23 protein-coding genes and 1 pseudogene are annotated in these 23,724 nt (G+C 35.8%); 14 read left to right on the forward strand and 10 right to left on the reverse strand.

Annotation, left to right across the window (positions count from 1 at the left end; all coding sequences use genetic code 11):
* Positions 1–114: 114 nt before the first annotated feature.
* Complete coding sequence (locus tag PBF_RS23460; RefSeq protein ID WP_035333281.1) at positions 115–975, reverse strand: cation diffusion facilitator family transporter; 861 nt, start codon at positions 973–975, stop codon at positions 115–117.
* Between the two features lie 422 nt (positions 976–1,397).
* Here PBF_RS23460 and qoxA point away from each other — a divergent pair, with 422 nt between their 5' ends.
* From qoxA to qoxD, 4 genes are all read left to right on the forward strand, one after another.
* The gene (gene qoxA, locus PBF_RS23465; RefSeq protein WP_035333282.1) at positions 1,398–2,315 is read left to right on the forward strand and encodes a cytochrome aa3 quinol oxidase subunit II; all 918 of its coding nucleotides are present in this window, start codon (positions 1,398–1,400) and stop codon (positions 2,313–2,315) included.
* Positions 2,316–2,392: 77 nt separating this feature from the next.
* Positions 2,393–4,342, forward strand: coding sequence for a cytochrome aa3 quinol oxidase subunit I (qoxB, locus tag PBF_RS23470; RefSeq protein WP_035333283.1), 1,950 nt, complete (start codon positions 2,393–2,395; stop codon positions 4,340–4,342).
* Positions 4,339–4,935 carry a cytochrome aa3 quinol oxidase subunit III gene (qoxC, locus tag PBF_RS23475; RefSeq protein WP_009335617.1) on the forward strand — a complete coding sequence of 199 codons (597 nt, stop codon included), beginning with the start codon at positions 4,339–4,341 and terminating at the stop codon, positions 4,933–4,935. Before qoxB ends, qoxC begins: the two co-directional genes overlap by 4 nt.
* 2 nt (positions 4,936–4,937) lie before the next feature.
* Positions 4,938–5,222: a cytochrome aa3 quinol oxidase subunit IV gene (gene qoxD, locus PBF_RS23480; protein WP_035333284.1), complete on the forward strand. Its 285-nt coding sequence runs from the start codon at positions 4,938–4,940 to the stop codon at positions 5,220–5,222.
* A 54-nt stretch (positions 5,223–5,276) separates the two neighbouring features.
* On the opposite strand, the gene PBF_RS23485 is transcribed toward qoxD, so the two are convergent.
* The 3 genes from PBF_RS23485 to resA all read right to left on the reverse strand — a co-directional run bounded on the left by PBF_RS23485 (position 5,277) and on the right by resA (position 7,261).
* The gene (locus PBF_RS23485) at positions 5,277–5,495 is read right to left on the reverse strand and encodes a hypothetical protein (RefSeq protein WP_035333285.1); all 219 of its coding nucleotides are present in this window, start codon (positions 5,493–5,495) and stop codon (positions 5,277–5,279) included.
* Positions 5,496–5,901: 406 nt separating this feature from the next.
* Positions 5,902–6,612 (reverse strand): cytochrome c biogenesis CcdA family protein, encoded by a 711-nt coding sequence (locus PBF_RS23490; protein ID WP_035333286.1) that lies wholly within the window; start codon positions 6,610–6,612, stop codon positions 5,902–5,904.
* 127 nt (positions 6,613–6,739) lie between these two features.
* Positions 6,740–7,261 carry a thiol-disulfide oxidoreductase ResA gene (resA, locus tag PBF_RS23495; RefSeq protein ID WP_035333287.1) on the reverse strand — a complete coding sequence of 174 codons (522 nt, stop codon included), beginning with the start codon at positions 7,259–7,261 and terminating at the stop codon, positions 6,740–6,742.
* Between the two features lie 236 nt (positions 7,262–7,497).
* Between resA and PBF_RS23500 the strand changes: the two genes are divergently transcribed.
* A complete protein-coding gene (locus PBF_RS23500) occupies positions 7,498–8,409 on the forward strand; it encodes a YIEGIA family protein (RefSeq protein WP_035333288.1) in 912 nt (303 codons plus the stop codon).
* A gap of 1 nt (position 8,410) precedes the next feature.
* A complete protein-coding gene (locus PBF_RS23505) occupies positions 8,411–8,617 on the forward strand; it encodes a capping complex subunit for YIEGIA (RefSeq protein ID WP_009335611.1) in 207 nt (68 codons plus the stop codon).
* A 928-nt stretch (positions 8,618–9,545) separates the two neighbouring features.
* Here PBF_RS23505 and PBF_RS23515 read toward each other — a convergent pair.
* The 4 genes from PBF_RS23515 to PBF_RS23530 are packed head-to-tail and all read right to left on the reverse strand — an operon-like array spanning position 9,546 to position 12,366.
* Positions 9,546–9,968 (reverse strand): disulfide oxidoreductase, encoded by a 423-nt coding sequence (locus PBF_RS23515; protein ID WP_035333290.1) that lies wholly within the window; start codon positions 9,966–9,968, stop codon positions 9,546–9,548.
* Positions 9,968–10,648 carry a DsbA family protein gene (locus tag PBF_RS23520; RefSeq protein ID WP_035333291.1) on the reverse strand — a complete coding sequence of 227 codons (681 nt, stop codon included), beginning with the start codon at positions 10,646–10,648 and terminating at the stop codon, positions 9,968–9,970. The genes PBF_RS23515 and PBF_RS23520 overlap by 1 nt, the downstream gene beginning before the upstream one ends.
* 56 nt (positions 10,649–10,704) lie before the next feature.
* Positions 10,705–11,799, reverse strand: coding sequence for a copper resistance D family protein (locus tag PBF_RS23525; RefSeq protein WP_051489005.1), 1,095 nt, complete (start codon positions 11,797–11,799; stop codon positions 10,705–10,707).
* Between the two features lie 3 nt (positions 11,800–11,802).
* Positions 11,803–12,366 (reverse strand): copper resistance CopC family protein, encoded by a 564-nt coding sequence (locus tag PBF_RS23530; protein WP_035333292.1) that lies wholly within the window; start codon positions 12,364–12,366, stop codon positions 11,803–11,805.
* A gap of 156 nt (positions 12,367–12,522) precedes the next feature.
* Here PBF_RS23530 and PBF_RS23535 point away from each other — a divergent pair, with 156 nt between their 5' ends.
* The 3 genes from PBF_RS23535 (at position 12,523) to PBF_RS23545 (ending at position 16,442) form a co-directional block, all read left to right on the forward strand.
* On the forward strand, positions 12,523–12,921 hold the full coding sequence (locus PBF_RS23535) for an ArsR/SmtB family transcription factor (protein WP_035333293.1): 399 nt from the start codon (positions 12,523–12,525) through the stop codon (positions 12,919–12,921).
* A complete protein-coding gene (locus PBF_RS23540) occupies positions 12,899–15,025 on the forward strand; it encodes a heavy metal translocating P-type ATPase (RefSeq protein WP_035333303.1) in 2,127 nt (708 codons plus the stop codon). Before PBF_RS23535 ends, PBF_RS23540 begins: the two co-directional genes overlap by 23 nt.
* 544 nt (positions 15,026–15,569) lie before the next feature.
* Positions 15,570–16,442, forward strand: a complete 873-nt coding sequence (locus tag PBF_RS23545) for a peptidylprolyl isomerase (protein WP_035333294.1) — start codon at positions 15,570–15,572, stop codon at positions 16,440–16,442.
* 116 nt (positions 16,443–16,558) lie between these two features.
* On the opposite strand, the gene PBF_RS23550 is transcribed toward PBF_RS23545, so the two are convergent.
* Complete coding sequence (locus PBF_RS23550; protein WP_035333295.1) at positions 16,559–17,110, reverse strand: zinc dependent phospholipase C family protein; 552 nt, start codon at positions 17,108–17,110, stop codon at positions 16,559–16,561.
* A 970-nt stretch (positions 17,111–18,080) separates the two neighbouring features.
* Between PBF_RS23550 and ccsB the strand changes: the two genes are divergently transcribed.
* On the forward strand, positions 18,081–19,256 hold the full coding sequence (gene ccsB / locus PBF_RS23555; RefSeq protein WP_035333296.1) for a c-type cytochrome biogenesis protein CcsB: 1,176 nt from the start codon (positions 18,081–18,083) through the stop codon (positions 19,254–19,256).
* A gap of 131 nt (positions 19,257–19,387) precedes the next feature.
* Positions 19,388–20,014 carry a cytochrome (ubi)quinol oxidase subunit III gene (locus tag PBF_RS23560; RefSeq protein ID WP_035333297.1) on the forward strand — a complete coding sequence of 209 codons (627 nt, stop codon included), beginning with the start codon at positions 19,388–19,390 and terminating at the stop codon, positions 20,012–20,014.
* Positions 20,015–20,336: 322 nt separating this feature from the next.
* Here PBF_RS23560 and PBF_RS26290 read toward each other — a convergent pair whose 3' ends face one another.
* Positions 20,337–20,498, reverse strand: coding sequence for a hypothetical protein (locus PBF_RS26290; RefSeq protein ID WP_160169287.1), 162 nt, complete (start codon positions 20,496–20,498; stop codon positions 20,337–20,339).
* A gap of 870 nt (positions 20,499–21,368) precedes the next feature.
* Here PBF_RS26290 and PBF_RS23565 point away from each other — a divergent pair.
* The 3 genes and pseudogenes from PBF_RS23565 to PBF_RS23575 form a co-directional block, all read left to right on the forward strand.
* A pseudogene (locus PBF_RS23565) lies at positions 21,369–22,337 on the forward strand (transposase); the annotation flags it as partial.
* 486 nt (positions 22,338–22,823) lie between these two features.
* A complete protein-coding gene (locus PBF_RS23570; protein WP_035333299.1) occupies positions 22,824–23,237 on the forward strand; it encodes a DUF3888 domain-containing protein in 414 nt (137 codons plus the stop codon).
* A 156-nt stretch (positions 23,238–23,393) separates the two neighbouring features.
* The gene (locus tag PBF_RS23575; protein ID WP_035333301.1) at positions 23,394–23,612 is read left to right on the forward strand and encodes a DUF6366 family protein; all 219 of its coding nucleotides are present in this window, start codon (positions 23,394–23,396) and stop codon (positions 23,610–23,612) included.
* The last annotated feature ends 112 nt before the right edge of the window (positions 23,613–23,724 follow it).

The following is a 23,724-nucleotide window of genomic DNA, read 5'->3' on the forward strand; positions in this document are numbered from 1 at the left end:
GCAGACAAGCACGATTTTCATCGAGTTTGTCGACAGTCTGAAATGAGCCGCCATTACTGGCGGCTCATTTTTTTGAATTTGCATTCTGGCTGATTAAAAAAAGCAAATTGTAAATTAGTGAGGCTCTACATGAACATGAGTATGATGTATATTATGGAATTTACGTAAATTATCCTCGATTTTCACCGTAATATCATGACTTTGAATCACGGTCAGTGAAGGATCAACAAAAATTGTAACATCTACTATTGGGTGGTTTCCATGAAGTCTTGCTCTTAAATTTTTTACAAATTTTACTCCTTCCGTTTGATTGATTGTTTCTTCAATTTCCTTCAAGAGTTTAACTTCAAAACCATCAGTTAAATCATGAGCCGCTTCTTTAAAAATTCCCCAGGCTGTTAAACATATAATTATTCCCACGATTGCTGCCGTGAGGGAATCCAGCCAATTCAGCCCGAAATGTGAACCAGCTATACCTATTGCAGCGCCTATGCTTACCAATGCGTCCGAGCGGTTATCCTGAGCTGCTGAAAAAAGGGCCTTACTTCCTATCCTTTTTGATAGCTTCAAATTGTATCTGTAGACTAGGTACATAAAAAGAGAACTAACTAAAGCAACCCCGCCAGTGTATAAATCAGGTCTTTCTTCAACCGGATTATATAAATTTCTAAAAGAATCAATCACTACTTGCAAACCAACTGTAAACATGATCAATGAGGCAACTAAAGAAGCGATTGTTTCAGCTCTAAGATGCCCATACTTATGGTTCTCATCGGCCGGTTTTTGAGAAATCCTTAATCCAATTAATACAGCCACAGAAGCAATAACATCAGTTAAATTGTTGAGACCATCCGCTTTTAAAGCTTCGGAATTCCCTATATTACCCATCGTGAGCTTGAAAATGGATAATAGAATATATGCTGATATACTAATCCAGGCCCCTTTTTCCCCTTTTTTCATTTCATTTGCTTCCATCTACAGTTCCTCCACTTAACATTAGTTAGCTTTTAGTTTTATCTTAACCAATAATAGGCAACTATAATTCGTATTACATTGCCATAGTCCAGTTTTTGGGTTTGCAAATTACTAAGTATTGAGATAATGCATATTTTCTACATAAATTTGTTGCTTTATTGTCACTTTTATTAAATGTGGTTTATGAGATAATGTGATTAAGTGAGCATATAAATAATTTCTAAACACTGAAAAAATACTAATTATATAATATGGAAGGATGGGTTTTGTTTGTTCTCTCTAATTATAGTAAAATAATTCCTTTGCAAAATCGTCACAATTGGCAGCAGAATTTATGTTAATATTTTAAACATCTTTAAGTGAACATATGCACATATAAACATTAATTTATTTATTGTGCAAATATGGAAAGGGGAACTCCTATGAAAATAAAATGGGCTTTGCTGACATTAATTTTCACTATTGCCACTGTGTTAACAGGGTGTGAACCGTTATTAGTTTTAGATCCTAAAGGTCCACAAGGCCGTACAACAGCGGATGTTATCATGATTTCCATTTGGACAATGGCTATAGTTGTAGTGGTTGTATTTGCTTTATATATCTTCATTGTTAGAAAGTATCGTGCTTCTAATCAGAGTGAAGACTATGAGCCTCCACACATTGAAGGAAGTCTTAAACTAGAAATTGTCTGGACCGCTATTCCGGTATTAATAGTTGCTTTTCTATCGGTAGTGACTGTTGTATCTACATACAAAGTTGAGGCTACACCAGAAGGATACAATGAGGAACCGTTAGTTATTTACGCATCATCTTCTAATTGGAAATGGCACTTTAGCTATCCTGAACAGAATATTGAAACAGTAAACTATCTGTTCATTCCTACAGATCGACCAATTGAATTCAAACTTTATTCTTACGGGCCAATCTCAAGTTTTTGGATTCCTCAGCTTGGTGGACAAAAATATGCGATGGCTGACATGGTAAATACTCTAAATCTTGCAGCTGATGTACCAGGGGAATATAGCGGAAGGAATGCCAATTTTACTGGTGAGGGCTTTGCCCAACAGACGTTTAATGTAAAAGCAATGCCCCAAAAAGAATTCGATGAATGGGTAAAGGAAATTAATGCAACTGCAGAACCTCTAACAGAGGATAAATTTGAGGAATTATTAAAGCCAGGACATCTTGGACAATCAACTTATACAGGGACCCACTTAACTTTCTCACCACCACCTGAAGGCCATCACGAAAAAGGTGATTCTGGGAATGAAGAGGTGCAGCCTGGTAGTTCCAAAAAAGAACAGGATGAAGAAGTGGATCATAGCAAAATGAACCATTAAAGTAATATTTCTTTCTAATATAAATTTTGCTGGATTCTATATTTTAGCAACACACTTTCCGAAAGGAGTTAAATAATATGGATTTCTTTGCACGTTTTGCCGTACCGAATCCAGGCCCTACAATTTACGCATCGATGGTTGCCATAGCCCTTACTATGGTCGCTATTTTTGTAGGACTGACATATTACAAAAAATGGGGATACTTATGGCGTGAATGGCTGACGACCGTGGACCACAAACGGATTGGGATCATGTACCTAATTTCAGCTTTATTAATGCTATTCCGTGGAGGAGTAGACGCTATAATGATGCGTGCCCAAACAGCAGTTCCAGAAAATACGCTGCTAGGAGCACAGGAATACAATGAAATTTTTACAACACATGGTGTTGTTATGATTATCTTTATGGCAATGGCGTTTATTATGGCATTAATGAACTTTGCTGTTCCATTGCAAATTGGTGCACGGGATGTAGCTTTCCCAAGGTTAAATGCCTTAAGTTTTTGGCTGTACTTTTTTGGTGCAATGCTCTTCAACATTTCGTTCGTTATCGGAGGATCTCCGGATTCAGGATGGTCATCTTACTTCCCGCTGGCTGGCACTGAATATAGTGAATCTGTAGGTACGAACTACTATATGCTTGCACTACAAATCTCTGGACTTGGTACATTAATTACTGGAATTAACTTTATTACGACCATCCTTAAAATGAGAGCTCCTGGGATGACCTTAATGAAAATGCCCATGTTCACATGGTCGGCTTTAATAACAAATCTGATTATTGTCTTTGCCTTCCCAGTATTGACAGTGGCATTATTAATGGGGACCATGGATCGCCTATTTGCTACTAACTTTTTCACAACAAGTAATGGCGGGATGGATATGCTTTGGGCAAACTTGTTCTGGGTTTGGGGACATCCCGAAGTCTATATTTTAATATTGCCCGCTTTTGGAATTTATAGTGAAATTATTTCAACCTTTTCACGCCGTAATCTTTATGGCTATAAATCTATGGTTATATCAATGGTTGCTATCTCAGTACTTTCTTTCCTTGTCTGGGTACACCATTTCTTCACAATGGGTCAGGGAGCTTTAGTAAACAGTATTTTTTCAATTACCACAATGGCTATTGCTGTTCCTACTGGGATTAAGATTTTCAACTGGCTATTCACCCTTCGAAAAGGGAAAATCGTTTTTACTACTCCAATGCTCTACTCGCTAGGATTTATCCCGATTTTTACAATCGGTGGAGTGACGGGTGTTATGCTTGGGATGGCAAGCGCTGACTACCAATACCATAACACAATGTTCCTAGTAGCCCATTTCCACTTGGTTATCATTCCTGGTGTTGTTTTTGCCATGATAGCTGGTCTTTTCTACTGGTGGCCAAAAATGTTCGGCTTTATGCTGAATGAAAGACTTGGTAAATGGTCGTTCTGGTTTATTGCCATCAGTGTATGCGTAACATTCTTCCCAATGTTTATTTCTGGATTGGATGGACAGGCACGCAGGATGTATACTTATTCGGAATCAACCGGATTTGGAATATGGAATCTAATTTCATTTATTGGTGCCATTGGATTGGCAATAGGATTTGCGTTAATTGTTTATAACATTTATTACAGCATTCGGTACTCAACAAGGGAAATCCCTGCAGATCCATGGGATGCACGTTCATTAGAATGGGCTACACATAGTCCAGTTCCTGAATATAATTTTGCAATCGTGCCGGAAGTTGATTCAACTGAAGCATTCTGGGATTACAAGAAAAAAGGATATAAATTATTTAAAGGCAAGTATGAACCGATTCATATGCCTAATAATAGCGGCGTACCGTTTTTAATGGGATTAGTCTTTTTTGTATGGGGCTTTGCCTTTGTATTCGGCATGTGGATTTTTGCTGTAATCGCATCAATCGGCATAGCTGCTTGTTTGGCCCATCGCTCCTTCGAGAAAGACCATGGCCGTTATATTTCTGTTGAAGAAATCGAAAAAACAGAAAAAGATTTGGGAGGTGCCAAAGAATGAAAGTAGATCACTCGCTCCCTTTAGAATATGGAACAGAACAAAATCGTCTTAACATTTTGGGATTTTGGATTTTCCTTGGAGCTGAAATTGCTCTTTTTGGGACGCTTTTTGCTTCTTATTTTACCTTGGTAGATCGAACCGGCAGTGGACCAACAGGAGCTGAAATTTTTGAGATTACACCTGTTCTGATTGAAACAATATTACTTTTGACAAGTAGCTTCACTATTGGGCTCGGCATACATGCCATGCGGTTAGGCAAGGCAAAAGCCATGATTACTTTCTTTGCAATTACTCTACTACTTGGACTTGGTTTCTTAGGAGTAGAAATATATGATTTTATTGTTTATATTCACGAAGGAGCAACACTGCAAACTAGCGGGTTTACAGCTATATTGTTTCTAACTTTAGGAACACATGGAGCACACGTTACATTTGGGCTATTCTGGGGAGCATTTATTATCCTTCAAGTTATCAAAAGAGGCTTGACACCTGAAACAGCGAATAAAGCATTTATCTTCTCGCTTTACTGGCACTTTCTAGACGTAGTGTGGATTTTCATCTTCAGCTTCGTCTTCCTGAAAGGAATGATGTAGAAATGAAAGAATTATTTCCTCCAAAACAGGTATTAGGCTTTGTATTTTCTATTGTGCTAACAGTAATTGCTCTCTCGGTTTACTTTTTGGATATGTCATTTGAATTAGCTATGACTATTCTTCTTATAACAGCATTTATACAAGCAGCTGTTCAATTAGTTGTATTTATGCATGCTGGTGAATCGAAAGATAAGAAATCAATATACACTACACTGTATTATGGTTTTTTCATAGCCTTAGTTACAGTTTTCGGTACATTACTTACATTAATTTGGGGTTATTATTAATATGTAAAAAAAGGAGCGTCTTGAAAGGGCGCTCTTTTTATTGCCACAAATTTATTAGTGCCTCCCAATCTTTGTCACCATCTCTTCAGATGCAACCAGGAACATACCCATTAAGAAGATAAAAACTGCTCCTACAATTGTACCAACACCAATAGGTGTTAATATGCTGTAACCGCTTTCGAACAATCCTAATATGAAGATAACGATGCCGATTATCGTAATGGAACCGCTTGTGAACTTTAGTGCGTTTAAAATTTTTATTTTAGATTCCATCTTTCATTAACCTCCTTTTTTTATATTATTCAATCTGTTCACAAAATTGTCAAACTTTTTTATCTTTAATCATAGACAGGCTTAAATTATCTAATCTTTTCGACACATATCATCAGGAAAACAAGGCACTAAAAACGCTAAGGTGAATCGCAATAGCAACAACACAAACGTAATACTATAATATTTAATTAAAAATAAATGTGAATACATTTGCTTTATTACTATCATCAGGAAAGCCTGATAGTAAAAATAGCATTTTAGTAAGTAAGAAACTATATAAAAAAAGCATTGTACCAAGTACGAATGCCTTTTCAAATGCTAATTATAGTTTTTGCTATACATTTATTTAAAGCTACTTTACTTTTTTATTTCTTCGGGTTATTACACCCGCTTATATATAACATCATTAAAAACCAGTAAAACCGCCAAAAAGATTGTTTGTAATTATGGAAATGAACTTTGTCAGCCAATTGAAATATAAGATGATACCCATAAGTATCATTATTACCCCACCAGCCTTCATAAGTGTATCACTATGCCTTTTAAAAAATGTCAGTTTATCTATAAACATTGACATAAATAGAAAAGGTATGGCAAAACCTAGACAATATACTGACATGTACAACAAACCCTGACCAGGATTGGTGATTCCAAGGGCAAATACAGCAGCCAAAATTGGCCCAGTACAAGGGGTCCATCCAGCTGCAAATCCCATTCCTATTAAAATCGATCCTAAAAAACCTGCTGGCTTTTGCTTAAATTGTACCTTACGGTCTGTCATTAGAAAGTCAAACTTCAATATGCCTATCATAATAAGACCGAAAAAGAAAATAATGATGGCCCCTAGTTGTCTTAATAAATCTTTATATTGAATAAACAAGACACCAATTAGGGAACTTGACCATCCTAACGCCAAGAAGATAATCGAAAAGCCGATTAAAAATAATAATGTATGTAAAAATGCATTACTTTTAAAGAATAGTGTTCTATTACTTTTAAGGTCATTAACGGATATACCTGTTATATAGGAAATAAATGCAGGATATAAGGGAAGAGAGCATGGTGAGATAAAGGACAGCAAACCAGCTCCAAATGCTAGGAACAAATTTAAATCCATAAATACAACCTCCATCTAAACTAAAATGTTTGGGATCAGCCATTCATTAAGTATATCTATCCATCAATTGTGGTTTCATAATAACTCCATGAAAGTATAAAAGCCCTAAGAAGGGCTATTATACACACTACGGAGCAATCATCTTCATGTAATTGTTAATATCATCCTCCGTCATTGTACCAGTTAATACTTTAACGACTTTCCCATTTTTATCTATTAAAATAGTAGTGGGAATAGGGCCAATATTATATAATTCTGTTACGATGCTACCACGATCCATCAGTATCGGAAACGTCAAATTATGTCTTTTAACAAAAGTTGAAACAGAAAAATCACTTTCATCAATATTAACAGCCAGAATTTCTACTCCTTTATCTTTTAACTTTTTATACTGATTTTCCATATAAGGCATTTCTTTTTCGCATGGTTTACACCAAGTTCCCCAAAAATTCAAAAAAACTCCTTTTCCTCTTAAATCAGATAATTTCATCCGCTCTCCATCCAGTGTCTCTAATGAAAAGTCAGGCGCAGCTGTTCCTTCTGCAATTACATTCTTGTCTTTTGTAAAGTTCGCATAAAGAGTATATCCGACAGCACCAAATAGCAGGAGTAAAATCACACTACGAATAACTAATCTTTTTCTTTTCATTTAATTCTCCTTAAATTATATTCAAACTTTGCTTAGATTGTCTTTAATTACTATTATAGTAAAGATAAATACAATATTCAAATGCATATTAGAATAATGTTGTAAATGATTCGCACCAAATATTTAGATCCTTAGAAATTCATCCGGCCGCGTTAGTGCAGCCGATCAACAATTTGTGTTTCAAAAGAATACCTGATTTTGAAGAAGGTTATACTGGTTTGTTAAGGAGTGAGAAAATGAAAGACGGAATCATTTCAACAGACCAAATTGTATTAATAACTACTGCAATTATAGTTGGAACACTAGCAAGAGTATTAACCATTAAAGAAGACTACAGGCAATATCCCAGTTATCCAAATGGTTATTTAATTCATGTTATTACTGGATTTGTTGCAGCAGCTTTAGGAGCTGTAGCTATTCCAGCTTTAATGACAAAAAACTTTGTTGCGGTAACTTTCTTGACACTGGCTATACAGCAGTTCAGGGATGTTAGGAAGACGGAAAGGGATAGTTTAAAAGACCTTGAAAATACGGAAGCGGCTTATAGAGGGGATGCTTATATTGATGGCATCGCCAAGACCTTTGAGGCAAGGAACTACTTTGCTTTAATTGTTTCATTTTCAACCGGGCTCACGATTCAGCTAATTAACAGCAATTTGCCTTGGATTAATGTAGTTGGTGGGGTGCTTGCCGGGTTTATTGTATTTTATGTTCTGAAGCGTTTTTCAAAAGGAAAAACAGTTGGCGATATTGCAGATATTAAGGAAGGAAGAGTGGAGATAAGAGGTTCTGAACTATTTGTAGACGATATTTATGTTTCGAATCAGCTCGGTACTGAGAATGCCCGAAAACTGTTCCAGAATGAAGGCATTGCGATTGTTATTTATCCACGGGAAGAGCATTTTAGGATTACACTCGACAATTATGGACAAAGGCAAGCCATGTTGTTTGAAGCTACCAGGTCAATAGGCGTTAAAAGATACCACTTTACTCGGAAAGACTATGAGGCAGGAAGAGTGGTAATTACGTTAGTTCCTATTGTAAGAGATATTAATAAATTAATTGAAACAGTAAAGGAGACTCCACTCCTTGAAAGCGCTAAGAAAAGTCATACTGTGATGAAAACTTATTTAGCAGGGAGAGAATAATTTGGGACGAGAATCAACACAAAAGCCTAATTATGAAATACTAGCATTTATAACCACAAATAAAGAAAGGGCACTGGGAGGGAAACCACTGATGCTGCTCGCTAAGGATGCCGAAGATGCCAAATCTCTGACTGTAGATATTGCTAAGGCTATGAAAGCAGATGTTGTTCAAATGAAATCAGGGGATTACCTAGTACTTCGAGTCTAAACAACTTATTATTCTGTATTTGGGTTATTAAGATGAACATATAACTTATACGGCTTCCATTTCTTTAAGTCCAAACCATATTATAGAAGTGCTTATTCCCTATGGTAATATCAATAGCAATTTTTGAAGATAGTTTTGAGGAGTAAAATACGCATTTGTTAAACTTCAAGGTAAGTTTACCCAAAGTGAAAAATGGTAGATCATTTTGTAACAGCCGGAATAATTTTTGTTACTGATTTAAAGTCATTTTTTAGAAAGTTCTATTTATAATCACTTAAGTCAGAATATACAATGCTTTGTGTATATGCTGTTTAGTTGTGATTACGCAGCTTAAATATAGCGGCCTTGAAGCAAAAAGGGCACTTTTTCAATGATATAATCGTGGGAAATTTTCTTCTAATGGTATATAGAGTGGAACAATTAGTAAAAAGGAGTGATAGATGTGGTAATCCAATCAAATATGTCCCCAGAAGCCATTATTCAAATTTGGGAAAATACATTAGATAAAATTGAAAAAAATACAACGTCCCAATCTCCAAAAAACTTTGGAGGAACTGGTAAACGTGTCTGTTCTTACAGCGTTACTATCGGAATTAAATTCTGCTGTAGGCAGTTCAAATGCGACTTGCACAGAAGGTGGCTGACAAATACCATCAAATAAGGAGTAGGATACTCCTTAGCACCTTAATAAATGTCAAAAGAGCACCGAAAACGGAGCCCTTTTTTAATGGATATTAGCTGTTATATTCTGATGTTTTTCTTGGTAAAATCGGGATCATTTTGAGTGTTTTTTTTAGAAATCCCTCTTAAGAGACCCCGCTAGTTCAAGACCCAATGCTTTTTTGTAATTAAAAATATAATGTAGTTTAATCTTAAAGTTTTATAACTGTAAAAGGCTAATTTGTACAGGATAGAGTGTCCTTATTGCCTAGTTCTTCTTTGGCTTAATAAAAATCATTAGATAGATAATGATCGTAAAAGCTGTAAGGGCTAAAAATGGAATCGTGATAACCCCAAACCAGTTAATATATTGTGCACTGCAGGGAACTCCATTGACACATGGCTTGATAGGAGCAAATCCCGGCACTTTTTGAACAAGGTAATGATAAAGGGAAATACACCAGCCAATAACTGCCATCGGGAGGACAAACTTTTTGACAGAAAGATCATTTTGAAAAGTGCCTATCCCCAGAATCAAGGCGAGCGGGTACATTAGAATTCGCTGGTACCAGCATAGCTCACAGGGGATGAATCCCCTTATTTCACTAAAGTAAAGGCTGCCAAGGGTTGCAGTTAATGCAACAATCCATGCCAAATACATGTTTGCTTGGTTTACGTTAAGTTCTTTCATTATTTATCCTCTAATGATTGGTCTATTAGACTCTTTATTTTCTCATAATCAAATGGATCTTCCAGCATTGTGCCATTTACCATAATACTTGGTGTCTGCTGTACTTTATACTCCTCAACAAGCGCTGAATCATTATTAACCTCATCGATTATTTCTTGGCTTTGAATATCTTTTTCTAACTGGTTAGTATCAATACCAGGAATTGCACTAGCAACCTCCTTAATTTTTTCCATCGTTATCCATAAGGAATCATGGTCTTCATCAGGCTGTGCATCAAATAAGGCTTTATTAAAATCCCAATAGCTGTCAGGATTCTGTTTATAAACTGCTTCAGCGGCTACCGAACCTAGCTTTGATTCATCTCCATGAAATAGAACGTTGATGTACGAAAATTTAACTTTACCAGTATCAACATAGTCTTCGACAAGCTTTGGAAAGATATTCTGTCCCCAAGCCTTGCAAGCGGGGCATTTAAAATCACCAAACTCAACGACGGTTACAGGAGCATCCGATTTTCCTAATACTGGCTGACCTTCGATGGAAGGACCTTCCTCAAAACTAGGGGACACATTTTGTTCAGATTTCATATTATTGATGACGACTAAAGCAGCAATCATTGCAAAAACAATCAAAGTTATAATCATAATCAATTTCATAGGGGATTGATTTTTCTTTGACATTTTTTTACCTCCTTATAATATCTTTTTTTCCTTTGGTTATTCTATCAAAACGAATTCTATTTAATGCTTAAAAGCAATGATAGATAAGTCGATACAACAAACAATATGCTCATTAAAAATGAAAGGGCAGCTGAGGACCTTTTAATATAGGAAAGGACAGTTAAAGCAAGAAACAGGAATGCTACCACTCCAAGAGATATACCAGTAATGTTTACCGTCATTTGGACAGGTAATGCGGAGTCAATCTGGCCTTGATAGAACATGGCAAATAGTTTGGAAACACCACTTTTAACTGTCATCTCAATATCATGAGGAGGTGATTGCTGACCCAATGCAGCTGTAGCTGCAAAAATCAATAATATCACTGCACTTTCTATCCTTGTCCAGGGGACTGGATTAAACTCTGCATCTGTTTTTAATTTTCTTTTGATTAGTACACTATTAACGCCCGCGTATACTACTAAAGGTAAAATCAATAAATGTTTTATTAACAACGCTTGCCCATATGGGACCATCCAAGAATTTGCATAATCCTTAAAATCAACTACAAACGCCATAAGTACAAGACCCGTGCCTATAGTTATCATTAAACACATGAGAGCAACAGGTGTAAACCATTTTAAGAAGTTTAACCAGTTATGAGAATTTTTTGAAAACCAGCTGACTGTAATCAGGACTCCAATCCAGATACTAACAGCAGTAAAGTGAACTGAATGTGCAATAAAACCTTTCCACTGGTCCAGGGAGCTAGCGTGACTTGACCACCCAAGCGCTAAAATCATTATGAATGTAATGAAGACACCGACCAACGCATAGAAGCGTTTACTTCTATAGTCAAACCAGATGATATAAATAAATAATAGATTTGAAAGAAGATAGGTTACAACCCACGCTTTGCCCACTTCAAAAGTAAAAATGACAGATTGAAAGGTTTGTCCCAACCCAACGTCTTGGTAAAGATATAATATCAATTGCAATACCGGAACAAAGGAAAATACTGCTATTCCACCTGTCGCAGCCATCAAAACACCTTTAGGCACTTTTATATCAGGTTTAGACTGAAATGGCACTAAAGATAATAGAAAGGCTCCAATTAAAAGGGAAAAACATAGATATAAAAAGGTTTCAGTGAAGATACCTGTGATAATCATATGTTATTTTCCCTTTCTCATAATCCATAAAAAGCTTCCAATTACAGCAATAATCAAAATTCCGATTAAGGAAGGAATCCAATTTGTTTTTGGTTTTGTCTGCCCTTGTTCGGTTTGAACTTCTTCTTCATTAAGTGAATCTGAGTCATCTTTATTTTTTTCTGTGTTCTTTTGCCCGCTATCTTCATTTTCCTCAGTAGGATCCACAGTTGTTGGCGTGTTTACAGAAAATGAGAATTCTCCTTCTATTGGATGTCCATCTGCACCAATTATCTTCCAATTAACCTTATAAGCACCGTTAGCCAATTCGTTTAAAAGTCTACCGGTCATTTGGTTATTGCTTAAAGTGATGTTCTCGATTGATATCGGATCACCATTTGCATTCGTAACTTCAAATGTGCTCCCTTGTTCTACCTTTGTTTCAAAAGTCATTTTTATATCATTTGGTCCAGCTGTAATGACTTCTCCATCTTGTGGACTGGAGCTCTCTAAACCTGTATGCCCAAAGGCATTGTTTACAGAAACGATAAAAAGTATAAAGGTAATTAAGAATAGCTTTTTAATCATAAGAAACCTCCTAATAGTATTAACGAACTTTATTTTAACAGAGTGAATATAATTATTCAAAAGTACATTTGAATAAATTTTTGACAAATTTGTTAAATCAGCATAGACTAACGATATAATATATTCAAACAAACATTTGAATGAAGGGTGAGATATATGAGTCCAAATATACTAAATAAATCTTCTCAAGATACATGTGAGACGTATTGCCATGATGAAGAAAAGGTTAGCCGAGTTAGCGAGCGGATAGATGAGATAGTGGGAGTAGAACAGCTTTTTAAGGCGTTATCCGATTCAACAAGAATCAAGATTGCATACGCACTTACACTTGAGGAAGAATTGTGCGTATGTGATGTGGCTAATATTATCAGATCCAGTACGGCCACGGCTTCCCACCATTTGCGTTTACTGCGTAATATGGGGTTGGCTAAATATCGGAAAGAGGGAAAAATGGTATTTTACTCATTGTCAGATGAGCACGTACATCAACTAGTTTCTATTGCTTTAATACACTCAAAGGAAGGTGCATATGATGGGAAAAACACTGGAAAATAGCAAAGAAACCTATAGATTACAAGGTCTTTCCTGTACGAGTTGTGCAGCTAAATTTGAAAAAAACATTCGAGAAATTAAAACAGTTAATGATGTTCAATTAAACTTCGGAGCATCAAAGATAACCATTATTGGTGATGCAAGCGTCCAGGAGTTAGAACAAGCAGGAGCCTTTGACGGAATCAAGGTGTATCCCGAACGTCAAATAGTGGTTCAAGAAAAAGTATCTTTTTGGAAGAAAAGTGAAAATCAAAAGACAATGACCTCACTGCTTTTACTAATTGCCGGATACTTCTCCCTGTACACCATTGGGGAGGGCCATATAAGTACAATTGTAATCTTCGCGGCATCCATTTTAGTAGGTGGATTTGGATTAATCCAAGAAGGTCTGAAAAACCTCTCTAAGCTTCAATTCGATATGAAAACTCTTATGACAATAGCTGTCATAGGTGCAGCTTTTATAGGGGAATGGAGTGAAGGTGCTGTTGTTGTCTTTTTATTCGCTGTAAGCGAAGCACTGGAAAGCTATTCAATGGATAAAGCCCGTCAATCTATCCGCTCTCTAATGGACATTACACCTAAGAAGGCATTAATCCGCAGGAGCAATCAAGAAACGGAAATGGATGTTGAAGATATTGTTGTAGGTGATATCCTAATCATTAAGCCGGGACAAAAGCTGGCTATGGATGGAAAAGTAGTAAAGGGGCAATCCTCCATTAATCAAGCAGCCATTACGGGCGAATCTATCCCGGTTCTAAAGACTATTGGAGACGAAGTTTTTGCGGGAAGTTTAAACGAAGAGGGATCCCTGGAAGTTAAGGTGACAAAACGAGTTGAAGATACCACCATTGCAAAAATTATCCACTTGGTAGAAGAAGCACAGGCAGAGCGTGCTCCATCTCAAGCTTTTGTGGAAAAGTTCGCTAAGTACTATACACCGGCCATCATGTCACTTGCTCTTTTAATCGCGATTATTCCACCGTTACTTATGGGAGGAGACTGGTCCGAATGGATTTATCGAGGGTTAGCTGTACTTGTTGTCGGATGCCCATGTGCACTTGTTATTTCAACACCGGTTGCTATCGTAACAGCAATCGGAAATGCTGCTAAAAAGGGAGTATTGATTAAAGGGGGGATTTATCTTGAGGAAGCAGGACGCCTAAAAGTCATTGCATTTGACAAAACTGGAACCTTAACAAAGGGAACACCAGAAGTAACAGACCTTAAAGTCTTAAGTGGAATAGATGAGAAAAAATTACTAGGGATTTCCATGGCAATTGAAAAATTTTCACAGCATCCTTTAGCATCAGCTATCATCAGGAAAGCGGAACAGATGGGGATTTCTTCAAATGAATATAAGGCTGAAGATTTTCAATCAATAACTGGAAAAGGTGCGAAAGCGGTGGTGAATGGAGAAAGCTATTTAATTGGAAGCCCCAAACTCTTTGAAGAAATAATAATCCTCACCTCCTCTGTTGAAGAAGAGATACAAAGATTGCAGACCCAAGGGAAAACAGTGATGCTCTTAGGAACTGAGACAACTGCCATCGGACTAATTGCCGTTGCAGATCAGTTGAGGGACAGTAGCCGAAATGTGATTCGAAAATTACACGATATTGGTATAGAGAAAACCATTATGCTGACTGGTGACAATAAGGCAACTGGCGAGGCTATCGGGAATTCGGTTAGTTTGAGCGAGGTAAAAGCTGAACTAATGCCTCAGGATAAATTAAATACCATTAATTCATTAAGGGAACAATACGGGAAAGTCGCTATGGTCGGGGATGGAATAAACGACGCTCCAGCTTTAGCAAGCTCAACAGTTGGAATTGCAATGGGTGGAGCTGGTACAGATACAGCATTAGAAACTGCTGACATTGCATTAATGGCTGACGATTTAAATAAACTTCCATATACCATCGAGCTTAGCAGGAGAACCCTAGGGATTATTAAACAAAATATCACCTTTGCACTAGGTTTAAAACTTCTTGCGTTAGTCTTAATCGTTCTCGGCTGGCTGACCCTGTGGATGGCTATTTTTGCAGACATGGGTGCAACGCTTTTAGTAGTATTAAATTCTATGAGACTTCTAAAAGTAAAAGAGTAATAAGCAATGAACAAATAAAACGGGTGGAATCCTTAGCTCCACCCGTTTTATTATTCCTGAAATGCCCGACTTAATTTTTGGTTTCATTCTCACCCTTATAGCTGTGCAGATTCAGTTCCTGCAGCTCTTTATCTGATTTTTTCTTAAAAAAATATATAACTCCAATAGAAAGTATTGATAACACCAGACAAACTATAACTGTATATAGCAATACCAAATCTCCTTAAAAACAAATTTAGTTTTTTACAGCGAAGTACTATAAAAGGAAACTTCGCTGTAAATATTTTAAGGGGTGAAAAGTGTCCTAGAATTACAATATAGTATAAAAATCTGCAGAAACCATGCAAGAAGCATAACAATTATATTACATAGATTTAATTTTAATGAGATTCAAAAATATTTTATTTAATTTTAGTTTATTCACAAATCCGTCATATTTTAATAGTAAGATAAATTTAATATAACTTTTTATGATTTGGTAATTATCTTTACATACTAAGAATTACCTTCGTAAAATAATTAATACCATACTAGGGGTGACAATATGAAAAAACTGTTAATATCCTTATCAACGGCTGGGTTGCTTATTGGACTTAGTGCTTGCAGCAGTTCACAAGCAAGTGATAACGACGAAGTGATCGCAGAAACAAAAGCCGGAAATATCTCCAGCGATGATCTTTACATCGCTATGAAAGAAAAGTACGGTGAGCAAGCCCTTCAGGAACTTTTATACAAAAAAGTCCTAGAAGACAAATATAAAGTGGAAAAAGAGGAATTAGATAAAAAAGTAAAGGAAATTAAGGACCAGGCAGGTTCAAACTTTGAAGCACTATTAATGCAAAATAATATTAAAGATGAAAAGGAACTGAAAGAAATACTTAAGGAACAACTTCTTGTAGAAAAAGCGGCAATTCAAGATATAAAAGTTACAGATAAAGAAATAAAGGAGAGTTATGAAAACTATAAGCCTGAAATAAAAGCACGGCATATCCTTTTAGAGGATGAAAAAACTGCAAAGGATATCAAAAATAGGCTTAATGATGGAGAGAAGTTCGAAGATTTAGCCAAAGAATTTTCAAAGGATCCAGGTTCTGCGGAAGACGGTGGAGATCTAGGCTGGTTTGGATCAGGAAAAATGGTTCCAGAATTTGAAGAGGCTGCTTATGCCCTTGAAGTTAATAAATTTAGTGATCCGATAAAAACTCAAAATGGTTACCATATTATACAAGTTACTGAAAAGAAAGAGAAAGAGTCCTTCGAATCTATGAGAAAAGAACTTGAATATCAATTGAAGGTATCTAAGATAGATAATTCTAAAATTGAAGAAGTCATGAAAAAAGAATTTGAAGATGCTAAAGTGAAGATCAATGACAAAGAGTTGAAAGGAATCCTTGAAACGTCAAGTGCTTCAAAATAAATTAATTTACTTAATCAGCCAGGCCGATTCCCTACTTGTAATTAATATATCTCTCTCATTATAAAAAACCCCCTTGTAAGCGTTCAAGTTTACATGGGGGTTCTTTTTAAGCAGCTTTACATTTTATCATTTGACATAATACTTTTAATTATATAGCTACAGATAGCTGTACTTACATTCACAGAAAAAACAATATCTCTCATATAATCTTTTTTCTGTTCATACTCTTCAAGAAGCTCTTTTAAAAAATCTGAAACACTCTCTCTTGAATTATTCAAAATTGGCGGCATTTTTAATTTTTCTACTATATTAAGTGATTTTGCTTTTTGGTCGAGTATAGATTCATATTTCACATGCGGTATCATGTGATGCTTAAATTCCCATCTCTGATTATGAGGGACACAAAAAAAGTCTGTGAGGAAATGGCAGATAATACCCATTTCAACATCTATTCTTCTTCGCTTGTTTTTATCTAATAGGTTGTAAGAAGGTAACTTAAGGAGTGAAAGAATTTTATCTACAACAAAGTCAAAAGATTCTTCTATATAATGTTTCCGTTTTGCAAGATTAGGTATAAAGTCAGGTTTCATATTTGCCCAAGAAAAAGTGGGTGAATCTACACTGTATTGTGAATTTTCCTTAACAAGTGATTGGATCTGTAGAGACATAACATGATGTGAATAAGCAAACAGGATGAAACATTCCTTTCGGTAAAGAATTCTATTTATCAAAAACATGAATTGTAAAAAAATCAAGCTAAAAAAATTACTTCAATATATCATGTGTTTTTAAATCCTTTAAATATATATAGAAAAAAATTACCCAAAAAGAGGGTTCTTAGAGATAAATGTTAAGTAATCTGATTAATAAAAGTATAACATAAAGGGGCAGCGATAGATATTGTAGGGTCTGACTTACTAATTTTGAAAAATGAGTATGAAATAAGCATGCTATAAAAAAAGAAATGTTATTTTCTTACTCTTCACATAAACTGCATACATTTCGGATATATTAATATTTGAACCATAAAATGAAATGGTAAACAAACTAAACAGAAGGGAGCCTTTTAGGTTCCTTTTTGTGTTTATCTTTAAATCTCCACAGTTTTTGCAAATTCATAATCTATACTTATTTCATCTGTAAAGAAAGGGTGTTAACCAATAGAATTAAAATAGCATTTTCTTTTGCATTGATAGATCTATTAGTTGTAGGTTAGTTTTGGCAAGTTCACAAGAGTAAAACACCTATTTGTACTTTTTCCACAAATAATACAGGCCGGTCCTTTCTCTTACCCAGTGATTTGCTTTCAACTCGAGGAATGGCTTTATGAAAATCCTAAAATTCTCCGTAATTAAATTATTCACTTTATTATTTTTTTTTGAGGAGGAGAAAAATATTGAATCAAGAAGAAAACATGAAGGTTTCATATTAACTATTCACTAAATTATGGACATACAAGTGTTGTAGAGAAGAACTCTCTTGTTAATAGTTTCCGAAGACAGACCAGAAAAAGTGGTAAAGCATTTTTAATTGAATACAGATTTAGGCAGGCACTTATACCTACTTTTTCTATTAGAAAAATTGCATACAATAACCTTCCGATCAAATAATCGAAAAAATGTAGTAGAGGAGATAAAGATGGTAGCTCTTAGCAGTAACTTATTATACCTAGCATTCTATCTATATCTACTGGCAACACTATTATTTGGAGGAGCCATTAGAGATAAGAGAAAACAATACGAAAACCCAAGTCAATGGGCAAAAGTTGCAATAACGGTCACTATAGTAGCCTTTGCTTCTCACTTGGGATATTTTATTACTCGATGGGTCGCTTCTGGACAAGCTCCTGTTAGTAATATGTTTGAATTTATTACAGCTTTTAGCATGATGATGGTCTTGGCATTCATAATTCTTTACCTTATATATAAGGTAGCTATATTGGGTTTATTTACTTTACCAATCACATTACTGATTATTGCTTATGGGAGTATGTTTCCGTCAGAAATTTCCCCATTAATACCAGCGCTGCAAAGCGATTGGCTTGCTATCCACGTAACAACCACTGCACTAGGCTCGGCTATTTTGGCTAGCAGTTTCATTGCAGGGGTCATTTATTTACTTCGTTCCGTTGATCAGACGCAACGATCAAAAGAGACTTTTTGGCTTGAGGTTATCATGTACACAATTATGGCGACTCTTTCTTTTGTAGTAATTACAAGCATTTTCAGAGGGATGGAGTACGAAGCAGTCTACAAATGGGTTAATAAAAATGATCAAGAGGTTGAAATGATATATAATCTGCCTTCTATTATAGGGCCAAATCAAGGTGAATTACTTACAAAAGGTAAAATGGAAGCGTTTGTTGAGGTGCCAGCAATCATTGCAGCTGGAAGACTAAATACAGTCATCTGGTCAGTTGTTACTGGTTTCCTTTTATACGGGTCGCTAAGACTGATTTTAAGAAAAAGAATCTCAGCTGCTCTGCAGACATTAACGAAGAATGTCAACCTTGATTTAGTCGATGAAATTGGGTATAGATCGGTTACAATAGGTTTCCCAATATTCACTCTAGGCGCTCTTGTTTTTGCGATGATATGGGCTCAAATTGCGTGGACTCGTTTTTGGGGATGGGATCCAAAAGAGGTATGGGCATTAATTACATGGTTATTTTATGCAGCGTATTTACACTTGCGTCTCTCTAAGGGCTGGCACGGTCAGAAATCAGCTTGGCTTGGAGTTATCGGATTCGGAATTATTATCTTCAATTTGATTTTCGTAAATCTAATTATAGCAGGTCTACACTCATATGCGTAAGGTGTAATTTTCAAACAGCCTAATATGCATTATAAATGCTTGGGACATAAAAGAAGTAAAATTTCTCAGCTAAAAGAAGGTAGACTAATCAAAATTAAAATATTTAAAGTAATAGGGGAGGAATTTATATTATGCAATCTGAAGAGAAATTCACATTGGAAACATGGCCAACTGCGCCTGAAAGAGCTACGCTTGAAGCAAAAAATAAATTTTTAGGTTTCTGGTTTTTCTTAGGTGGAGAGACAGTTCTTTTTGCCTCCCTCTTTGCAACGTATCTTGCTTTAAAAAACAAGGTTCCAAATGGGGACCATCCTTTGACAAATGAGCTTTTCAGCATGGAAATAGTTTTTGTTGCGACTATCCTTTTACTAGTTAGCTCACTTACAAGTGTTTGTGCAATGTATCATATGAAAAATTTTAATTTTAAGAAAATGCAATTATGGCTTGGGTTTACGGTTCTTTTAGGTGTTGCATTTTTAGGTTTGGAAATTTACGAGTTTACAGAGTATTTTCATAAGGGACATACTTTTACAAGCAGTGCATTCGGCTCTGCATTTTATGTACTAGTTGGTTTCCACGGTGCACACGTTGCTTTTGGACTTCTATGGATTGTGACTCTCATGGTTAGAAATGCGAGACGTGGATTAAACCTATACAATGCTCCAAAATTTTATATAGCAAGTTTATACTGGCATTTTATTGATGTTGTATGGGTATTCATTTTTACAGTTGTATATTTAATGGGGCTGGTAGGATAATCGTTATTGTATTATTTTAAAATGATAAGGTTTTCTATTCAAACATGCTAATTTACTTGAAACACATATAAATATGTAACGTGTAAAGTTATAACCATGCGAGTGGTTTAAAAAGGATTCCTTCTCTTTGGAATCCTTTTTTTGTAAACTCTTGCTTCATAGAGTAACAAGGAAACAGCTAGGGGTTGATACATTACTTTCCGGATAACACCTACTTATGGAGATGCTGATAAAAATATCGACATTTAAGCAGCTGTTAAGTACCAGCTTATTAATTTTGAACATAATAAACATAAAAAATGAATAAATGAAAAAGCTTTCCTCAATTGAGAGGGCCTTCATCATCATATATTATTAGAATATCCGTAACATTTACAAGCTCGACTTCTCTTGTTTCAGGATCTCTAATCTCCATATAACCAGATGGGTAGACAAAAAGTATCTTGTAGACTTTATCTTTATGTATCACTCTATAATTCTTCATAACTCCTCCATGTTTGTTATCAAGGTCTCATGTCTTTTGTTTCATTATACTATTGATAGTCATGACTATCGTATGGACGAGTAAAACTTCCTGAGCACCTTCCAGTGTGCTCATAAATCTATAGAATGATTAGGTGAATATTCGAAAATTATAATGAGGATTACATGGTACCAGAAGGATTATAACCTGGAGAAAATATGTTAATAAAACTACTTGAAATAAAAAAGACGGTTGAGATATTTCTTAAATAAGAAGAGTCCGCAAAATTGTATCGTTAAGGTGGATTTTGTGTTAAAGGGGCAGATTTATTAGAAGAGCATGAATCCAATATTCAACTCATGTTCTTTTGTAGTAGTTATTAGATAAGGTATATATTTAACATAAGAAGTCTTTGACGAAAGTAGAGCTGAAACAATACAATTAGCATGTTTATAAAAAAATCATTTTCATAACTTTACCTCTGAAAATTTAATTTTTGCGAGCAAGGCCCGGATTCTTAACGCGGTTTGGATGTGGGTTAGTGGCCTTGCTCGGTAAATATAAAATACCCAGATTAATGTGATTTCATACCAATAAAAAAACCGCATATCTGCGGTAATTGAGCGATTCATGCTTTGTAGTATATGTAGTTATGAAAAAGAGGTGAGAGTAAGGAGTAACGATTCAGTTGGAAGGGACTCCCTCTTCCTCTGCGATATTATGTTACCCAGGGACGGGATTTATGCATTTCAGACAGGCAGCAACCCTCTTCATTATTTGGTACCTTAATGAAAAAATGTAGTAAACGAAAGAAAAAGATAGTTCAATTCAAAACGATTTTAGGGGGCATATTATGTTATTAGAAACAAACGTTCCATGAACTGACACACTCTTGATGATAATTCCCCAACTAAAAATGATGTAAAAGATGCCAAGGTCATTGCTCAACTGGTCAAGGACGGACGGAAGATACGCCGAACCTACCATACCGCAAGGTGTTTATGCCGAACTCCGTTTGGCAAAGAAAATACGCGATCTTTTAACCGAGGACCTTCAAACGGTCCAGGGCCAGGTGCATAACTGGATTGACCGGTATTTTCCGGAATTTCTGAAGGTCTTTAAGAAGTAGGAGGGCAAGGCTGCATTACAATTCTTAAGGCTTTATGCTCTACCGTATGAAATAGCCAATTTCACTGAAGATGAATTGTTTTTCCATTTAAGAAAATCCGTAAAAAGAAGTGTAGGTGCTAATAAGATTCGGGAGTTAAAGCAAGCAGCGAGTCAGTCCATCGGACTTCGCCAAGGCTCTGAGATGGCAAAAATGGAGCTGAAAACTCTTCTGGCTAAATATGATTTGATTCAGAAGGAATTCGAAGAATTGGACGGAAAAATAGATTACCTGCTTGATGAAATACCAGGTGTAGCCCAAATGTTAGCGATCAAGGGTGTTGGAAGAGATACAGTCGCTGGTTTCTTTGCGGAAGTTGGTGACCTACGTGAGTACACTCCCCCCCGACAAATTATAAGCCGGCTGGCTTGAGTCTGAAGGAAAATAGGTCTGGAAAGCATAAGGGAAAAACCACCATCTCCAAGAGAGGACGGAAGAAGCTAAGGGCTCTGTTGTTTAGGGTTTGCATGATTCTAGTTGCCAAAAATTCAGCTTTTAAGACCCTGCATACTTACTTTACACAACGGCCAGACAACCCGCTAAAGAAGATGCAGTCCCTTATCGCTTTGTGTAATAAATTGATTCGTATTTTCTTTAGTATAAGTAAAAAGCAATTTGAATTTAGTGAAGAAAAGATGTTAAAAGATATCCCTCACTTGGCAGGATTAAAGAAGGCAGAACTGGCCGCTTAATTCTGGTTTCGTTTAGATTAGAAATAGTTCTTGGCTTATAGTTTTGGAGACATTTGAAGCACGGATTAGTCGGCAAAGCAACTAAATTACGGGCATGGACCCTGTGGGGCAGCATGGCCGACATCCACCTCATGGAAAGGTTGGACGAAGGAATTTGAGAACGAAGACTCTGTGAGGCATGGGAGGGTTGACCTCCATGAGATATGTGGACATCTACCAGTGCAGTCATATTCTTACTACTCCACCAATTTCTGTAATAGATTGGTTAGTGGGTTGTAGCTCATTTTTCTCGATTTGTCCAAATATATCCTTTTCAGTGACTATCCTCCAATTGAAACCCATTTACCGGCAGGTAAATAATGAAAATCTAAGAAATCAGGAGTAATCGGGTGTGTACGCTTCTTTTATAGAGGGAGGTTTGTTGAATAAGAATATAGTCTTTTTGTCAGGGAAAAATACCTTCAAAAACATTTTGTAGGTGATTTGATGAATAGGTTATTTGCCATCCTTATCATTGTTGTTTTAATGAATACAACAACTACAAGTTATGCTAAATCAATAAGAAGTGAATCAAAAAGAGAAAATATATTAGAGGATGCTGTGATTGACCTTTTAACGCAACCAATGTATGCGGCAGTAAAGGATTACTATGGGACAACCTACAAGATAGGTTCATTTTGTGAAAAGGTTAAAGAAGTTAAAAAACTTCGTCATTCTGGATCTTGGTGTTTCGAAGTTAAGATTGAATTCGTTATATTTACAGGTGCTCATAATTTTTTGGACATATTCACAGTAACCTTAAAAAAAGATTGGGGAACAGAAGGTAAATGGATAATGCAAGAATATAACGTAAGAAAATATGACCCGAATGAAAAATATGAATGTCGAAGTCCAGCATAGTCGTTTTTAAAATAAATGGTGCTTATGCTCGAGATCAGCTGCCGAACCAGGCAGCTTTTTTTATTGAGCTAAACGGGAATGTTTAGAATAAAAAGGTATAGACGTTAAAATATAGAATATATTCCCATTAGAAACTGTTTGCAGGGGGTGTTTAGTTTGAATAATCAAAATGAAACGCCTGAGGAAAAAAGAGAACGAATAAAACAAAGCGAATTGAAAAATAATCCAACTGCTTCTTTAAACGACTCACTAAATAGAGGAAGTAATGGGAACTTAACTGACTTAACTGGTGGTTTGGGGTGGAAAGGGACAGCAATATTAATCGTTGTATTAATAGTTGGATTTGTTTTATATAACCTGATTTTTAAAAGTTAACCTTCTTAGACTAACAGCTGCTTATGTTCAAGATCAGTTGCCGACCAGGTGGTTTTTTCTTATTGAACAAAACCAGCTAATAGTTTGTCAATATTTTTCAATAAAAACTTAA

It is taken from the genome of Cytobacillus firmus DS1, assembly GCF_000565285.1.
Classification (GTDB): Bacteria; Bacillota; Bacilli; order Bacillales; family Cytobacillaceae; genus Cytobacillus; species Cytobacillus firmus_A.

Coding starts and splice junctions, on each gene's coding strand:
- PBF_RS23535 (WP_035333293.1), top strand. CDS start 12,523: ATGAGTCCAAATATACTAAATAAATCTTCTCAAGATACATGTGAGACG.
- PBF_RS23500 (WP_035333288.1), top strand. CDS start 7,498: ATGAAAGACGGAATCATTTCAACAGACCAAATTGTATTAATAACTACT.
- qoxD (WP_035333284.1), top strand. CDS start 4,938: ATGAAAGAATTATTTCCTCCAAAACAGGTATTAGGCTTTGTATTTTCT.
- PBF_RS23550 (WP_035333295.1), bottom strand. CDS start 17,110: ATGTCTCTACAGATCCAATCACTTGTTAAGGAAAATTCACAATACAGT.
- resA (WP_035333287.1), bottom strand. CDS start 7,261: ATGAAAAGAAAAAGATTAGTTATTCGTAGTGTGATTTTACTCCTGCTA.
- PBF_RS23460 (WP_035333281.1), bottom strand. CDS start 975: ATGGAAGCAAATGAAATGAAAAAAGGGGAAAAAGGGGCCTGGATTAGT.
- PBF_RS23490 (WP_035333286.1), bottom strand. CDS start 6,612: ATGGATTTAAATTTGTTCCTAGCATTTGGAGCTGGTTTGCTGTCCTTT.
- PBF_RS23515 (WP_035333290.1), bottom strand. CDS start 9,968: ATGAAAGAACTTAACGTAAACCAAGCAAACATGTATTTGGCATGGATT.
- qoxA (WP_035333282.1), top strand. CDS start 1,398: ATGAAAATAAAATGGGCTTTGCTGACATTAATTTTCACTATTGCCACT.
- qoxC (WP_009335617.1), top strand. CDS start 4,339: ATGAAAGTAGATCACTCGCTCCCTTTAGAATATGGAACAGAACAAAAT.
- PBF_RS23530 (WP_035333292.1), bottom strand. CDS start 12,366: ATGATTAAAAAGCTATTCTTAATTACCTTTATACTTTTTATCGTTTCT.
- PBF_RS23520 (WP_035333291.1), bottom strand. CDS start 10,648: ATGTCAAAGAAAAATCAATCCCCTATGAAATTGATTATGATTATAACT.
- qoxB (WP_035333283.1), top strand. CDS start 2,393: ATGGATTTCTTTGCACGTTTTGCCGTACCGAATCCAGGCCCTACAATT.
- PBF_RS23485 (WP_035333285.1), bottom strand. CDS start 5,495: ATGGAATCTAAAATAAAAATTTTAAACGCACTAAAGTTCACAAGCGGT.
- PBF_RS23560 (WP_035333297.1), top strand. CDS start 19,388: ATGCAATCTGAAGAGAAATTCACATTGGAAACATGGCCAACTGCGCCT.
- ccsB (WP_035333296.1), top strand. CDS start 18,081: ATGGTAGCTCTTAGCAGTAACTTATTATACCTAGCATTCTATCTATAT.
- PBF_RS26290 (WP_160169287.1), bottom strand. CDS start 20,498: ATGAAGAATTATAGAGTGATACATAAAGATAAAGTCTACAAGATACTT.
- PBF_RS23570 (WP_035333299.1), top strand. CDS start 22,824: ATGAATAGGTTATTTGCCATCCTTATCATTGTTGTTTTAATGAATACA.
- PBF_RS23545 (WP_035333294.1), top strand. CDS start 15,570: ATGAAAAAACTGTTAATATCCTTATCAACGGCTGGGTTGCTTATTGGA.
- PBF_RS23540 (WP_035333303.1), top strand. CDS start 12,899: ATGGGAAAAACACTGGAAAATAGCAAAGAAACCTATAGATTACAAGGT.
- PBF_RS23525 (WP_051489005.1), bottom strand. CDS start 11,799: ATGATTATCACAGGTATCTTCACTGAAACCTTTTTATATCTATGTTTT.